A 14,842-nucleotide genomic window follows, 5' to 3' on the forward strand; every position below is an offset into this window, starting at 1 on the left:
GCGCAGCTCATCGTCGGATGACTGGTCGTCGCTGGTGTACTGCGCAAACCAGAGCCGACAGCTCTCCTCGGTGGTGGGGCAGGCCCAGGCCACGTAGCTGTCCTGAGGTCCACCGCCCTCGGCACGCTTGGTCAGCAGCGCACTGTAAGGGCTAAGCACCTCGTAGCGGTAGTCCACCCAGTCGCCGCCAGGCGAGCTGGCACTGGCGCGCGGCTGCCAGGCTTTGTACTGTTCGATCATCGGCCGGCCGTCGGCGGTGGTCGTGACGTCGTAGGGCGGCACCTCGGGGTGGGACGCCTCGCCCAGCCAGCCGCGGTGCACGTAGGCGAAGTGCGCGGTGTCGAGGAAGTTCTCTACCGCGCGCGGCGCGCTGGTGTGAACGTCAAAGGGGCCATAGATCAGTCGACGCGAAGGCAGGCCATCCAGCGCTGGCAGCTGGTGCACCGCGTCGCCCAGGCTGGCCCAGATCAGGCCGTGCTCGCTGCGCGCGCCGTGGCGGCAAGCGGTGTGAGTCGCGGGTGGCACGAAGCTGGGCTGCGCGGGAATGCCGACGCAGCGACCTTCGGCGTTGAAGCGCCAGCCGTGGTAAGGGCACTGCAACACGCCGTCGTGCACCTGTCCGAGCGAGAGCTGGGCACCTCGGTGCGGGCAGCGGTCGGTCATCAGCACCGGGGTACCCTGACCATCGCGCCACAGCACCAGCGCCTGGCCCATCAGCTGCACCGCCAGGGGTTCGGCGCCCAGATCGGTATCCAGCGCCACAGGCCACCACCAGCCTTGTTCGGTTGCGAGGGGCTTGTCCGTCATGCGTATCTCCTATGAAAAAAGCCACCCGGCCAGCGCATCGCGCCAGCGGGGTGGCCGTGCCGACATCCGGCTGGCGGATGCGGCCCTGTGAGCCCGAAGCCCGGAGGACCGGGCGGGTGCAGTTGGCCTCAGTTGCCGGCGGGCACCTTGCCTTCGATGCCCTTGACAAAGAAGTTCACCTTGTCGCGCCAGTCCTGGTCGCCCACGGCGCCAGCAGCCAGCACTTCCTTGCCGGTGTTGTCCATGATGGGGCCGTTGAACACCTCAAAAGTACCTGCCTTCATGCCGGCCTTGATCTCATCCAGTTTGGCAACGGTCTCGGCCGGCACTTTGTCCGACACCTTGATCAGGTCGTTGAGGCCTTCCTTGACGCCCCAGACGGTGCGCTTGGACGCCCAGGTGCCGGCTTTGAGTTCTTCGATCGCCTGGATGTAGTACGGGCCCCAGTACACGACGGCCGAGGCCAGGTGTGCGTTCGGCGCGAAGGCGCTCATGTCGCTGTCCCAGCCGAAGGCGAACTTGCCATTGCGCTCAGCAGTTTCCAGCACCGCGGTGGAGTCGGTGTTCTGCAACAGCACGTCAGCGCCCTGGTTGATCAGGCTTTGTGCGGCCTCGGTCTCTTTCGGTGGATCGAACCAGGTGTTGACCCAGACCGTCTTGACCTTGATCTTCGGGTTCACGCTCTGGGCGCCCAGGGTAAAAGCATTCAGGTTGCGCAACACCTCAGGGATGGGGAACGAGCCCACATAGCCCAAGGTGCTGCTCTTGCTCACCGTGCCGGCGATCACGCCCGCCAGGTAGGTGTCCTGGTAGAAGCTGGCGTCGTAGATGCGCATGTTCGGCGCGGTCTTGTAGCCGGTGGCGTGCTCGAACTTCACGTTCGGGAAGTCGGCGGCCACTTTGAGCATGGGCTCCATGAAGCCGAACGAAGTCGCGAAGATGATCTGGTTGCCCTGCTGGGCCAGGTCGCGGATCACGCGCTCGGCGTCAGCACCTTCGGGCACGCTTTCCACGAAGGTGGTCACCACCTCGGCGCCAAACTTCTCCTCAACCGCCTTGCGGCCGAGGTCGTGGGCGAACGACCAGCCGGCATTGCCGACCGGGCCGACATATACCCAGGCGGCCTTGATCGGCTCGGGCTTGGGCGCTTCGGCAGCGGCGGGGGCTGGCGCAGGCGCCGGAGCCGCTTCTTCTTTCTTGCCGCAGGCCATCAGCAGGCTGCCGGCCAGCGCGCTGGCTGCAGCGGCTTTGATCAGGGAACGCTTTCTCAGGTCGGTCATGGGAACCTCGGGGTTGAGTGAAAAAAAGCCAAAAGAAATCAGGACGACATTATCGGCGGCAAAACGCACCATTTCGGCGCTGGTTGGGCACTCGACCTTGGCGGCAGAGGCCTGCCTCTAGGAGCCCGGGTAGAACGGTTTCCCGATCGAGCTGGGCATGTTGACGCGGATCCAGGTCGGGTTGCGCGAAATCAGAACCAGCACGACGATGGTCGCCAGGTACGGCATCATGGTCAGAAACTGGCTGGCCACGTTGACGCCGATGGCCTGCAGATGGAACTGCAGCATGGTCACGCCACCGAACAGGTAAGCACCCAGCAAGACCCGTGCCGGTCGCCAGGTGGCGAAGGTGGTGAGTGCCAGCGCGATCCAGCCCTTGCCAGCGATCATGCCCTCCACCCACAGCGGTGTGTAGACGGTGGACACATAAGCGCCCGACAAGCCACACAGCGCGCCGCCGGCCACCACCGCCAGCAGGCGGATGCGGCGTACCGGATAACCCAGGGCGTGGGCCGACTCCGGGCTTTCTCCCACGCTGCGCAGCACCAGGCCGGCGCGGGTGCGGTACAGGAACCAGATCAGGCCAAGCACCAAAAAGATGCACACGTAGACCATGGGGTGGTGACGAAAGAAGGCCGAGCCCAGAAACGGAATGTCCGACAGGACCGGAATGGCAAAACTGGGCTGCTCGGGCAGCGAAGCTTTCACATAACGCGCGCCGGCAAAGGCGGAAAGCCCACCCCCGAACAGCGACAGCGCCAGTCCGGTGGCGTACTGGTTGGTGTTGAGCCAGATCACCAGCACGCCGAACACGGCCGCAAGGATGGAGCCGGCCGCCATGCCGGCGACAAAGCCGGCCAGTCCGCTGCCGGTGTGCACCACCGCCGCGAAACCCGCCAGGGCCGAGCACAGCATCATGCCCTCGGCCCCCAGGTTCACGATGCCGGCCTTTTCGTTGATCAGCAAACCGAGCGCGGCAATGGCCAGCACGGTGCCGGCGTTGAGCGAGGCGGCGATGAGCAGGGCAATCGGTTCCATGTCCTAACTTCTCTTCCAAACAATGCGGTAGGCAATCAAGGTGTCGCAGGCCAGCAGCGCGAACAGCAGCAGGCCCTGGAACACGCCGGTTATGGACCTGGGCAGGCCCAGGCGCGACTGCGCCAGCTCACCGCCGATGTAGAACATGCTCATCAGGATGGCCGAGAACACGATGCCCACCGGATGCAGGCGGCCCACAAACGCTACGATGATGGCCGCGAAGCCATAACCCACCGGCACATGGGGTGTGAGCTGGCCGATCGGCCCGGCCACCTCCAGCGCGCCCGCCAGACCGGCGGCACCGCCCGACGTCAGCAGCGCCACCCAAAGCGCCTTGCGCGAAGAAAAGCCAGCGTAGCGCGCCGCCGCCGGCGCCAGACCACCCACCTGCTGGGCAAAGCCTGAGTAGGTGCGAAACAGAAACACCCAGACCAGGCCCACGCCCAGCAAAGCCAGCAACAGTCCGATGTTGACCCGGGAGCCCTGCATCAGCCGCGGGATCTGAGCCGCTGCCTCGAAGGTCTTGGTCTGCGGGAAGTTGAAGCCCTGCGGGTCTTTCCAGGGGCCGTAGACCAGGTAATTGAGCACCTGGATCGCCACGTACACCAGCATCAGGCTGACCAGGATTTCGTTGGCGTTGAAGCGGTCGCGCAGCAGCGCAGTGACGCCGCCCCAGAGCATGCCGCCGAGCACGCCAGCCAGCAATACCGGCACCACGATCCAGCCGCTCGTGGACGGGCCCGCGGTGAGTGCCACGCCCGAGGCAAAAATGGCGCCGATCAGGTACTGGCCTTCGGCGCCGATGTTCCACACGTTGGAGCGGAAACACACCGCCAGCCCCAGCGCGATGATGAGCAGCGGCGTGGCCTTGACCATGAGTTCGGACAAGGCGTACGGGCTCTTGATCGGTTCCCAGAAAAAAATCTGCAGGCCACGCACCGGGTCCTTGCCGAGCAACACGAACAACAGGACGCCGATCACCACCGTGATCGCCAGCGCCAGCAGCGGCGAGGCATAACCCCAGCGCGCCGAGGGCTGGGGTCGGGCTTCAAGCCGCAGCATGGCTGTCCTCCTGCGCGCTGGCCCGCTGGTCCCACAGGCCTGACATCCATTCGCCCACCTGCTCGATGCTGGCCGCTGCGCGGTCCACGCTCGGCGAGAGCCGGCCGCGGGCAATCACATGCAGCCGGTCGCAGATTTCAAACAGCTCGTCGAGCTCTTCGCTCACCACCAGCACCGCGCAACCGGCGTCGCGCAACGCCAGGATTTCGCCGCGGATCTGGGCCGAGGCGCCCACGTCCACGCCCCAGGTGGGCTGGCTCACGATCAGCAGCGTGGGTTTGGCCTCGATCTCGCGCCCGACGATGAATTTCTGCAGGTTGCCGCCCGAGAGCGACTTGGCCGCGGCCGTCGGACCATTGGCCTTGACGTTGTAGCGGCGGATGATGTCGGCCGCCTGTGCCTTGAGCGCGCCCACCCGGATCCAGCCGCCAGTACCGAGCGAGTCGCGGCGCGTGAGCAGCAGGTTGTGCGCCAGGGAGAGCGTGGGCACCGCGCCGCGGCCCAGCCGCTCCTCGGGCACAAAATGCAGGCCCATGGCCCGCCGCCGTCCGGGCGAGAGGCGAGAAGCGTCCTGCCCGCTCACCTGGATGCTCCCCAGGGGCGCGCGCATGTCTTCGCCCGACAGCGATTGAAGCAGTTCGCCCTGGCCGTTGCCCGAGACCCCGGCGATGCCCACCACCTCACCCGAGCGCACCCGCAGCGCGATATCCGACAGGTCGGTGCCAAAGGGTTCGGCGCTGGCGAGCGTCAGCCCGGTCACGGAGAGCACGGTATCGCCCAGGCGCTGCTCACGCACGGTGAGCGCGGGCGGCTCGGCGCCGATCATCAGGCGCGAGAGCGACGCGTTACTCTCTTCGCGCGGGTCACACACACCGGTCACCTTGCCGCCGCGCAGCACGGTGCAGGCGGTGCACAGCTCGCGGATCTCGTTGAGCTTGTGGCTGATGTAGAGGATGCTGCAGCCCTCGGACGCCAGCTTCTTGAGCACCACAAACAGCTTCTCCACCGCCTGCGGCGTGAGCACCGAGGTGGGCTCATCCAGGATCAGCAACTGCGGGCTGGTCAGCAGCGCGCGGATGATCTCCACCCGCTGCATCTCACCGACCGACAGGGTGTGCACTGGCCGCGCCGGGTCGATGTCCAGCCCGTACTCGGCGGCCTTGGCGGTGATGCTGGCGCTGACTTCGGGCAGGGTGAGCGACTTGTCAAGCCCCAGCCACACATTCTCCGCCACCGTCAGGGTCTCGAAGAGGCTGAAGTGCTGGAACACCATGCTGATGCCCAGCGTGCGCGCCTCTTGCGGGTTGCGCACGTGCACCGGGTGGCCGTTGAACATCACCGCGCCCTCGTCGGGCTTGACCGAGCCGTAGATGACCTTCATCAGCGTGGACTTGCCAGCGCCGTTTTCGCCCAGCACAGCGTGGATCTCACCCGGCAAGACCTTGAGCGAAACGTCCTGGTTGGCCACCACGCCGGGGTAGCGCTTGGTGATACCGGTGAGCTGCAGTCGGGCGGTGGTCACGTGGGCTTTCTGGGGTGGAGGGCGTGGACGAAAGGACTCAGACCGCGTTGGCCACATCGTGCTCGATGCGGCGCAGCGAGCTGGCGACGGTCTTGATCTGGTCGCGCAGCCAGCGCCCGGCAACCGAGGCGTGGGTACGCTCGTGCCAGAGCTGGTAGTACATCATGCGGGGAAAAACGATTGGGCTCGGCAGGATCTGCACCGGCAGCGTGTCCACAAACCGTTCGCAATACTGGCGCCCGGTGGTGAGCACCAGCAGGCTGCCAGCGACCATGGCCGGAATCAGGCCAAAGTGCGGGCAGCGCGCGGCGATCTTGCGCAGCAGCCCCAGGCTGGCCAGGTGGTCGTCGATCACGCCGCGCGCACCGGGGTGGGTGGGCATGGGCGCGATGTGGTCGGCCGCCAGCCAGGCCTCGGCATCCCAGCCGCGCTTGACCGCCGGGTGCTGGGTGGACACCAGGCACACCACCTCGTCACCGAACAGCCGGCCCAGGTGCAAGTCATCGGGCGGCTTGGGCCAGTTGCCGATCACCACGTCCACCTGGCCCTGAGCGAGTTGATGCCGGTAGTCGGCGTCGGCAGACAGCGGGTGGATGTCGATCGGGCAGCCTGGTGCATGCGCCTTGAGCTGGGTCACCAGCTGGGGCAGGAACTGCGGGTCCATGTAGTCGCTGGCGGCCAGGCTGAAGGTGTGGCTGGCGGTGGCCGGGTCGAAGCTGCGAGCGTCTGAGAACAGCATCTCGGCCGAGCGCAGGATGTGCGCCGCCGGCTCGATCATGCGCAGGCCGGCCACCGTGGGCACCATGCCAGCACCCGAGCGCACCAGCAACGGATCGCCCGCCAGCTCTCTCAGCCGCTTGAGCGAGCTGCTCACCGCCGGCTGGTACATGCCCAGGCGCAGCGCCGCGCGCGACACGCTGCGCTCGGTGAGCACCGTGTGCAATACCCGGATCAGGTGCAGATCAATCTTGTCGAACATGGACACGTATTTCATACCAGTCGACATTATTGGTTGTTGGGGTTCCAGACATTCTGGCCATATGCACGAGCATATGTTGTGCCAGAGGCCTCGCGCTATGCTGAGGCGCATGAAACCCAAGATGTCCGTACAAACCCTGAGATTCGTCCGCCGCGGCGAGCCGGTGACGGTGCACAGTGTGCCGGCCGACCGCACCTTGCTGCAGGTGCTGCGCGAAGACCTGCAACTGACCGCAGCCAAGGAAGGCTGCGGCGAAGGCGATTGCGGCGCTTGCACCGTGGTGATTGGCGAGCCCACCGGCGGTCAGCTGCGCTACCAGGCCATCAACAGCTGCATCCGGCTGGCGCACTCGGTGGATGGCATGGTGCTATGGACGGCGGAAGACATCTCCGGAATCGTGGCGCCCACGCTCGGCGCCGCCGCTTCTTCCATGAACAAGGCGATACCAGCGCTGTCCTCTGGCCTGCATCCCGCTCAGGAAGCCATGGTGCAGTGCCATGGCAGCCAATGCGGCTTCTGCACGCCGGGCTTCGTGATGAGCCTGTTTGCGCTGTACCAAAACACGGGAGGCGGCCAAGGCGTCACCCGCGCCCAGGCCCAGGCCGATCTGTCGGGCAACCTGTGCCGCTGCACCGGGTACCGGCCCATCCTCGACGCCGCGGTCGCCATGGGCAGCCTGCCGCTGCCCGCCGGCTGCGCGGTGAACGAGGCCTCCACGCTGGCTGCGCTCAAGTCCATCGCTCCGCGCCAGGCTGAGGGTGCGGCTTACTTGCGCCCCCGCACCTTGGAAGCATTGCTGCAGGCCAGAGCCCGCCACCCTCACGCCCAGGTGGTCGCCGGATGCACCGATGTGGGGCTCTGGGTCACCAAGCAGCACCGCCAGTTCGGCCAGGTGCTGGATGTGACCGCCACCCGCGAGCTCAAGCGCGTGGAAACCTACCCGCACCACATCGCCATCGGCGCCGCCGTGACCCTTGAGCAGGCCTACACCGCCCTGGTGAAAGAGCGCCCGCAGCTGCAGCCGTTTGCCAAGCGTTTTGCCGGCCTGCCGGTGCGCAACTCGGGCACGCTGGGCGGCAATGTGGCCAACGGCTCACCCATAGGCGACTCCATGCCCTTGCTGATCGCCCTGGGCGCCAGCGTGGTGCTGATGCGCTGGGACGCCAAGCGCCAGCAGGTGGCTCACCGCGAGCTGCGGCTGGAAGACCTGTACACCGGCTACCGCACCAACGTGATGAAGGCAGACGAGTTGTTGGCCTGGATCAAGGTGCCGCGGCCGGTGGTGGATGAAGCCATGAAGGTCTACAAGATCAGCAAGCGGTTCGACGACGACATCTCGGCCGTGTGTCTGGCGATCCAGATGACGTGCAAGAACGGCCTGGTGAAGGCCGTGTCCATCGGCGCCGGTGGAGTGGCGGCCACGCCGGTGCGGGCGAGGCAGACCGAAGCGGCACTGCTCGGCCAGCCCTGGACGGCCGACACGGTGATGGCGGCCATGGCCACCCTGCGCGCCGAGTTCCAGCCCATTTCCGACATGCGCGCCAGCGCCCACTACCGCCAGACCGTGCTGGGCAACCTGCTGCAACGTTTCTGGCTGGAAAGTCAGGGCCGCACCTGCATCAACCTGGAAAGTCCGGCCACCCTGGAGGCGCTGGCATGAACGCACCCGAACTCAATGCGTTCACTGGCGCCACCCGCGCGGCTGGCGTGTCGCATGCACACGAAAGCGCCCGTGCCCAGGTCGAGGGTGCCGCCACCTACATCGACGACATCCCCGAGGTGCGCGGCACGCTGCACGCCGCGCCGGTCTGCTCGCACGCTGCCCACGGCATCCTGCGCGGTGTGGACGTGTCCGCTGCTCTGGCTGTGCCTGGCGTGCGCGCCGTGATCGACGCCGGCGACATCCCGGGCGACACCACGCTGGCCGCGTTTGCCCTCGATGAACCCGTTTTTGCGCTGGACACGGTGCAGTTCGTCGGCCAGGTGATCGCGCTGGTGGTGGCCGACGATGTGATGACCGCGCGCCGCGCCGCGCGCCTGGTGAAGCTCGACATCGAGCCGCTCGACGCCGTGCTCAGCGTGCACGAGGCCCACGCGCTGGAGCACTACGTATTGCCAGCGGTGCATGTGAAGCGAGGCGATGCCCAGGCCGCGCTGCGGCGCGCTCCTCACCAGCTCGAAGGCCGCTTTGAAGTCGGAGGACAGGAGCACTTCTACCTCGAAGGCCAGATTGCCTACGTGCTGCCGCTGGAGCAAAACCAGTGGTGGGTCTACACCAGCACACAGCATCCTGGCGAGGTGCAGCACTGGGTGTCGCACGCCTTGGGGCTGTCGAACCACGCGGTCACGGTCGAATGCCGCCGCATGGGCGGCGGCTTTGGCGGCAAGGAAACCCAGGCCGGCCACCTCGCGGTCTGGGCCGCCGTGGCCGCCAACAAGCTGCGCTGCCCCGTCAAGCTGCGGCTGGACCGCGATGACGACTTCATGATCACCGGCAAGCGGCATCCGTTTGCCTACCACTACCGCGTGGGCTTTGACGACACCGGCCTGCTGTGCGGACTCGATCTGGAGATGCTGGCCAACTGCGGTTTCAGCGCCGACCTGTCCGGCCCGGTGGCCGACCGCGCCATCTTCCACGCCGACAACGCCTACTTCCTGGAAGACGTGGCCATCAGCTCCTACCGCTGCCGCACCAACACCCAAAGCCACACCGCCTTCCGCGGCTTCGGCGGCCCGCAGGGCGTGATCGTGATCGAGCGCATCCTGAGCGACATCGCACGCACGCTCGGCATGGAGCCGCTCGATGTGCGGTTGCGCAACCTGTATGGCATTCAGGAGAGAAACGTCACCCACTACCAGATGAAGGTGGAAGACAACATCCTGGAGCCCCTCATCAGCCAGCTGGCGCTCACCAGCGGCTACCGCGAACGCCGCGAGCAGATCGCGGCCTGGAACGCGAACAGCCCCGTGATCAAAAAAGGTCTGGCACTCACACCGGTGAAGTTCGGCATCAGCTTCACCGCCACGCTGTTCAACCAGGGAGGTGCGCTGGTGCACGTGTACACCGATGGCAGCGTGCAGGTGAACCATGGTGGCACCGAAATGGGCCAGGGCCTGAACACCAAGGTGGCGCAGATCGTGGCCGACGAGCTGGGCGTTCCGTTTGATCGTGTGCTGTCCACTGCGGCCGACACCAGCAAGGTGCCCAACGCCAGCGCCACCGCCGCCTCCGCCGGCACCGACCTCAACGGCCGGGCCGCGCAATTTGCCGCGCGCCACGTGCGCGACAACCTCGCCGCCTTCGTCGCCGGGCTCGACGGCGTGGGCGCCGGATCGGTGCAATTCGAGGCCGGCCAGGTGATCACGGACAAGTCCACGCGGACGTTTGAAGACGTGGTAGCCGCGGCCTACGCCAACCGCATCCAGCTCTGGAGCGATGGCTTTTACCGCACGCCCAAGATCCACTACGACAAGGCCACGCTCACCGGCCGTCCGTTCTACTATTTCGCCTACGGCGCTGCTGTGAGCGAGGTCGCCATCGACACGCTCACTGGCGAGAGCCGTGTGCTCAAGGTGGACATCCTGCACGACGTGGGCCACAGCATCAACCCGGCCCTGGACATCGGCCAGATCGAGGGCGGCTTTGTGCAAGGCATGGGCTGGCTCACCAACGAGCAACTGGTCTGGAACGAGAAAGGCAAGCTGACCACCCACGCCCCCAGCACCTACAAGATCCCCGCCACCGGCGACATCCCGGCGCATCTCAAGGTCGATCTCTGGCCCGAAGCCAACCGGGAGGACAACGTGCACGGCAGCAAGGCCGTGGGCGAGCCCCCGTTCATGCTCGCCATCAGCGTGTTTGAAGCCCTGCGCGATGCGGTCGCGCAGGCGGGCGGCCAGCCGAAAGGCATGAATGCACCGGGAACTGCGGAAGAAGTGTTGCGCGCCTTCGACTAGGGCCCGCGGCATGCCCGGCGAAAAGGGTATCCAATGGGCAGATGATCCGCATTGAATTGAACATTGAGCTGGACTATGTGGTCGACCCCCAGGGGGCCGACTTCATGTTCAACATCCACGCCGCCCACACCGCTCAGCAGCGCGTCTCCGAAGAACGGCTGTTCATCAGCCAGCCAGTTGACGCGCGGGTGCACACCGATGCGGCCAGCGGCAACCGCTATCTGCGGCTGCATGCGCTCGGTGGCCCCCTACAGCTGCGCTATTCGGCCACGGTGGACATCAACCACTACCGCGCCAACCCGGCCAACATCCCCGAGGTACCGGTGCACCGCTTGCCGCCAGAGACCATGGGCTACATCTACCCCAGCCGCTACTGCCAGTCCGACCGCCTGCTTCGCCTGGCGTACAACGAGTTCGGCAACCTGCCCCAGGGCTACTACCGTGTGCTCGCGATCCGCGACTGGGTCACCCGCCAGGTTGCTTTCACCTCCAACACCACCAACGGCAACACCTCGGCGGTGGACTCGCTGATCGAGCGGGTCGGCGTGTGCCGCGACTTTGCCCATTTGATGATCGCGCTGTGCCGGGCCTGCAACATCCCCGCGCGCTTTGCCACCGGCACCGACTACGGCGCCGACCCCGCGCTCGGCCCGCCCGACTATCACGCCTATGTCGAGGCCTACCTGGGTGACCGCTGGTACATCTTCGACCCATCGGGCACCGCCATCCCCATGGCTTTTGTGCGCTTCGGCACCGGACGCGACGCCGCCGACGTGGCCTTCGCCACCATTTTCGGCAACGTGCAGACGCAGGCCCCCATCATCCGCACCTGGGCGGTGGAAGACGCGGCGCGCGGCTTCGAGCTGCCAAACCACTGCACCGAGGCCCTGTCCACCGACAGCGGGCCCTCGCTGCACAGCTGATCACGCGTGCGAGCTTCCGCAGGGCTTTAGTTGTCGGAGCGTTGGCCGATAAGCCAGACACTCCCCATTGTTTTTGGCAGATCGCCAACCTGTCGCCATGCCCATCTCCCCCGCGTCCAGTGTTTCGGCCACCGCCACGGGCCTGAGTGGCCTGCGAGCCGCCCAGCAGCGCATGGACACCCACGCGCACAACATTGCCAATGTGGCCACTTCCGGCTTCCAGCGGCAGACCGTGGTGCAGACCGAGCAGCCAGGCACGGGCGGCGTGAATACCGCCGTGCGCAGAGAGCCGGCGAGCGGCTCAGAATCTGGCTCCCAGCTCGCCGAAGACCTGGTGGGCCAGCGCATGAGCCTTTACAGCTTCGCCGCCAATCTGAAAACCGTGCGGACCCAAGACGACATGCTGGGCGCCCTGCTCGACACCAAGGCCTGAGCCCGCCGAGCTGAATCAACAGGCAGACGATGCCTGGCGATAGCATGGGTATTGATCCCGATCCGGAAGACACCATGAAAGCGCTCACCGCACTCGCCCTCGCAACCGCGTTGCTTACCGGCTGCACGCAGAGCCGCATGGCCGACCACGCCGGCACAGGTCACACCGCCATGGACCACACGGCTCACATGCAGGCCATGGCCAGCGCCGATCGCCGTGCCGTAGTGTCGGCGCGCGGCAGCCAGGTCATGCCCTTCAGCCTGGCCGCCACCGAGCATGTGTTCACCCCAAGCGCCAGCGGTGGCGTGCAGCAAGTGGTGGCCCGCAACGCGGGCGATGCCCAGCAGGTGACCCTGGTGCGCCAGCATCTGCGCGAGATTCGCGAGCAGTTTATGAAAGGCGACTTCTCCGGTCCCAGCCACATCCACGGGGCAAACATGCCCGGCCTGGCACAACTCAAAGCCGCGCAGCCGGGCCAACTCACGATTGCCTACCAAGACATCCCCGCTGGCGCCGAGCTGAGCTACACCACCACCGAAACGAATCTGGTCGCAGCCCTGCACCAATGGTTCAACGCCCAACTGGTGGATCATGGGACAGATGCCCGAGGCGGACATTCGCATCATGAGGACATGGGCAAGCGCTGAAGGGCCATGTCACTGGCGGGCGAATCCTGCCCACGGGCTTCCTGCTTTCCTGCGGGGCCATGCAGGGATCACCTGCTGGCTGAATTCGGTGACTGACAATATTCAGCGTCCGACCCAAGCATGCCATTCGGAACTGCACCGCCCATGTCTTTGGTGCGGCAGTCTCGTGACGCCCGACAACTGGCCGCCCGTCGCCTCGCGCCAGCGCGAGGTGAAGAAATGACCCGGTTTCGTGTAGGACGAGCGCATCACGATGCTGCTCGGACCTCTCGTGCGGCCAGACGACGCACAACTGGCTGGCGATGGCATGCGCGTGTCCTTGTCGGGCGAAGTGGCTTGACTGTTGCCGCCTGAAGCTGGCGGGTCTTACGCCAGACGACCGGGATACAGTGAGCGGGTCGCGGGCGACCGCCTTCCCTGACGGGCACAGCGGACGGGACGGCGATAAGCCTGACCAACGAGAAGAGAGGAGATCACATGCAACCCCAACAAAAACTGCAGTGGAACGTGGGCTACTGGTTGCTGGCGCTGCTGGCCCTGACATGGATACAGTCCGCCTGGCAGACCGCGCGCACCGTGGAAGCAGTGCCCTACAGCGCGTTCGAGAAGGCGCTGGCCGACGGCCGGGTGGCAGAGGTGATCGTCGGCGAGACCACACTCACCGGCAAGCTCAAGTCGCCCGAATCCGACGGCAAGACCACCATCGTGGCCAACCGGGTCGAGGGCGATCTGGCCGAACACCTGTCCCAATACGACGTGCCCTACCGGCGGGTGGTGGAAAGCACCCTGCTGCGCGACCTGCTGTCTTGGATCGTGCCGGGTCTGGTGTTCGTGGGCGTGTGGCTGTTCCTGATCCGCCGCTTCATGGACCGGCAGGGTGCCGGCGGCTTCATGAGCATCGGCAAGAGCCACGCCAAGGTCTATGTGGAGAAGGACACCGGCGTGACCTTCGCCGATGTGGCCGGCGTGGACGAAGCCAAGGCCGAGCTGCAGGAAATCGTGAGCTTTCTGAAGGACCCGAAGGGGTCCGGCCGGCTCGGTGCGCGACTGCCGCGGGGCGTGCTGCTGGTAGGTCCACCGGGCACGGGCAAGACCCTGCTGGCCAAGGCCGTGGCTGGCGAGGCGGGTGTGCCGTTCTTCAGCATATCGGGCAGCGAGTTTGTCGAGATGTTCGTGGGCGTGGGCGCAGCTCGCGTGCGCGACCTGTTCGAACAGGCGCGCACCCGGGCACCGGCCATCATCTTCATCGACGAACTCGATGCGCTGGGCCGCGCGCGCGGCGCGGCGTCTCCGATTGGTGGCCACGACGAGCGCGAGCAGACGCTGAACCAGTTGCTGGCCGAGCTGGACGGCTTTGACAGCTCCTCGGGCCTGGTGCTGCTGGCTGCCACCAACCGGCCCGAGGTGCTGGACGCGGCCCTGCTGCGCGCTGGCCGCTTCGACCGCCAGGTGCTGGTCGACCGACCTGACAAAGCGGGCCGGGTGCAGATTCTGAAAGTGCACAGCCGCAAGATCCGGCTTGCGCCCCAGCTGTCGCTGGAGCAGGTGGCCCAGCTCACCACCGGTTTCTCGGGTGCAGACCTTGCCAACCTGTGCAACGAGGCGGCGCTCGCCGCCACGCGTCGCGGCGCGCAGGACGTGTCGCTGCAGGACTTCACCACCGCTGTCGAGCGCATCGTGGCCGGCCTGGAGAAAAAGAACCGGGTGCTCAATCCGCACGAGCGCGAGGTGGTGGCCTTCCACGAGATGGGCCATGCGCTGGTGGCGATGGCGCTGCCGGGCACCGACACCGTGCACAAGGTCTCGATCATCCCGCGTGGCATCGGCGCGCTGGGCTACACCATCCAGCGTCCGACCGAAGACCGGTTTCTCCTGTCTCAGCAGGAGCTGGAAAACAAGGTCACCGTGCTGATGGGTGGCCGGGCGGCCGAGCGGCTGGTGTTCGACCAGCTGTCCACCGGCGCCGCAGACGACCTGGCCAAGGCCACCAACATCGCCCACGACATGGCTGCGCGCTACGGCATGGTCGAGTCAATCGGCTACGTGTCGCACGAATCCCAGCGCCAGCCTTTCCTCGATGTGCCCGGCCTGGTGCAGAGCGGCTGGCAAACCGGGCCGGACACCCAGCAACGCATCGACGAGGCGGTGCGAAACATCGTGATGCAGGCGTTCGAGCGGGCCACCGAACTCCTGC

Annotated in this window: 12 protein-coding genes; 6 read left to right on the top strand and 6 right to left on the bottom strand. The window is 66.3% G+C overall.

All coding sequences use genetic code 11. The features are described 5' to 3' along the window. The 6 genes from GPT34_RS17005 to GPT34_RS17030 form a co-directional block, all read right to left on the bottom strand. The coding region (locus GPT34_RS17005) for an aromatic ring-hydroxylating dioxygenase subunit alpha (RefSeq protein WP_291015039.1) at nucleotides 1-807 on the bottom strand (807 nt) is incomplete at its 3' end. 128 nt (nucleotides 808-935) lie between these two features. Further along, on the bottom strand, nucleotides 936-2,087 hold the full coding sequence (locus GPT34_RS17010; RefSeq protein WP_291015042.1) for a BMP family ABC transporter substrate-binding protein: 1,152 nt from the start codon (nucleotides 2,085-2,087) through the stop codon (nucleotides 936-938). A 117-nt stretch (nucleotides 2,088-2,204) separates the two neighbouring features. Further along, a complete protein-coding gene (locus tag GPT34_RS17015) occupies nucleotides 2,205-3,125 on the bottom strand; it encodes an ABC transporter permease (RefSeq protein ID WP_291015044.1) in 921 nt (306 codons plus the stop codon). A gap of 3 nt (nucleotides 3,126-3,128) precedes the next feature. After that, nucleotides 3,129-4,187 (bottom strand): ABC transporter permease, encoded by a 1,059-nt coding sequence (locus tag GPT34_RS17020; protein ID WP_291015046.1) that lies wholly within the window; start codon nucleotides 4,185-4,187, stop codon nucleotides 3,129-3,131. After that, nucleotides 4,174-5,709, bottom strand: a complete 1,536-nt coding sequence (locus tag GPT34_RS17025; protein WP_291015048.1) for an ABC transporter ATP-binding protein — start codon at nucleotides 5,707-5,709, stop codon at nucleotides 4,174-4,176. Before GPT34_RS17025 ends, GPT34_RS17020 begins: the two co-directional genes overlap by 14 nt. A gap of 37 nt (nucleotides 5,710-5,746) precedes the next feature. Further along, nucleotides 5,747-6,703, bottom strand: a complete 957-nt coding sequence (locus tag GPT34_RS17030) for a LysR family transcriptional regulator (RefSeq protein WP_291015051.1) — start codon at nucleotides 6,701-6,703, stop codon at nucleotides 5,747-5,749. A 106-nt stretch (nucleotides 6,704-6,809) separates the two neighbouring features. On the opposite strand from GPT34_RS17030, the gene xdhA reads away from it, so the two are divergent. The 6 genes from xdhA to ftsH all read left to right on the top strand — a co-directional run. After that, a complete protein-coding gene (gene xdhA, locus GPT34_RS17035; RefSeq protein WP_291015053.1) occupies nucleotides 6,810-8,348 on the top strand; it encodes a xanthine dehydrogenase small subunit in 1,539 nt (512 codons plus the stop codon). After that, nucleotides 8,345-10,645 carry a xanthine dehydrogenase molybdopterin binding subunit gene (gene xdhB / locus GPT34_RS17040; RefSeq protein WP_291015056.1) on the top strand — a complete coding sequence of 767 codons (2,301 nt, stop codon included), beginning with the start codon at nucleotides 8,345-8,347 and terminating at the stop codon, nucleotides 10,643-10,645. The genes xdhA and xdhB overlap by 4 nt, the downstream gene beginning before the upstream one ends. A 41-nt stretch (nucleotides 10,646-10,686) precedes the next feature. Continuing rightward, entirely contained in the window at nucleotides 10,687-11,568 is an 882-nt protein-coding gene (locus GPT34_RS17045) for a transglutaminase family protein (RefSeq protein ID WP_291015058.1), read from the top strand. A 97-nt stretch (nucleotides 11,569-11,665) separates the two neighbouring features. Further along, nucleotides 11,666-12,001 carry a flagellar basal body protein gene (locus GPT34_RS17050; RefSeq protein WP_291015060.1) on the top strand — a complete coding sequence of 112 codons (336 nt, stop codon included), beginning with the start codon at nucleotides 11,666-11,668 and terminating at the stop codon, nucleotides 11,999-12,001. Between the two features lie 74 nt (nucleotides 12,002-12,075). Then, nucleotides 12,076-12,648: an aspartate carbamoyltransferase gene (locus tag GPT34_RS17055; protein ID WP_291015062.1), complete on the top strand. Its 573-nt coding sequence runs from the start codon at nucleotides 12,076-12,078 to the stop codon at nucleotides 12,646-12,648. Nucleotides 12,649-13,125: 477 nt separating this feature from the next. Next, nucleotides 13,126-14,842, top strand: a 1,717-nt coding sequence (gene ftsH, locus GPT34_RS17060; protein WP_291015064.1) for an ATP-dependent zinc metalloprotease FtsH, incomplete at its 3' end; no start/stop codon positions are given.

This window comes from Hydrogenophaga sp., from assembly GCF_011390835.1.
Classification (GTDB): domain Bacteria; phylum Pseudomonadota; class Gammaproteobacteria; order Burkholderiales; family Burkholderiaceae_C; genus Hydrogenophaga.

Coding starts and splice junctions, on each gene's coding strand:
- GPT34_RS17055 (WP_291015062.1), top strand. CDS start 12,076: ATGAAAGCGCTCACCGCACTCGCCCTCGCAACCGCGTTGCTTACCGGC.
- GPT34_RS17010 (WP_291015042.1), bottom strand. CDS start 2,087: ATGACCGACCTGAGAAAGCGTTCCCTGATCAAAGCCGCTGCAGCCAGC.
- GPT34_RS17030 (WP_291015051.1), bottom strand. CDS start 6,703: ATGAAATACGTGTCCATGTTCGACAAGATTGATCTGCACCTGATCCGG.
- xdhB (WP_291015056.1), top strand. CDS start 8,345: ATGAACGCACCCGAACTCAATGCGTTCACTGGCGCCACCCGCGCGGCT.
- GPT34_RS17020 (WP_291015046.1), bottom strand. CDS start 4,187: ATGCTGCGGCTTGAAGCCCGACCCCAGCCCTCGGCGCGCTGGGGTTAT.
- GPT34_RS17045 (WP_291015058.1), top strand. CDS start 10,687: ATGATCCGCATTGAATTGAACATTGAGCTGGACTATGTGGTCGACCCC.
- GPT34_RS17050 (WP_291015060.1), top strand. CDS start 11,666: ATGCCCATCTCCCCCGCGTCCAGTGTTTCGGCCACCGCCACGGGCCTG.
- xdhA (WP_291015053.1), top strand. CDS start 6,810: ATGTCCGTACAAACCCTGAGATTCGTCCGCCGCGGCGAGCCGGTGACG.
- GPT34_RS17015 (WP_291015044.1), bottom strand. CDS start 3,125: ATGGAACCGATTGCCCTGCTCATCGCCGCCTCGCTCAACGCCGGCACC.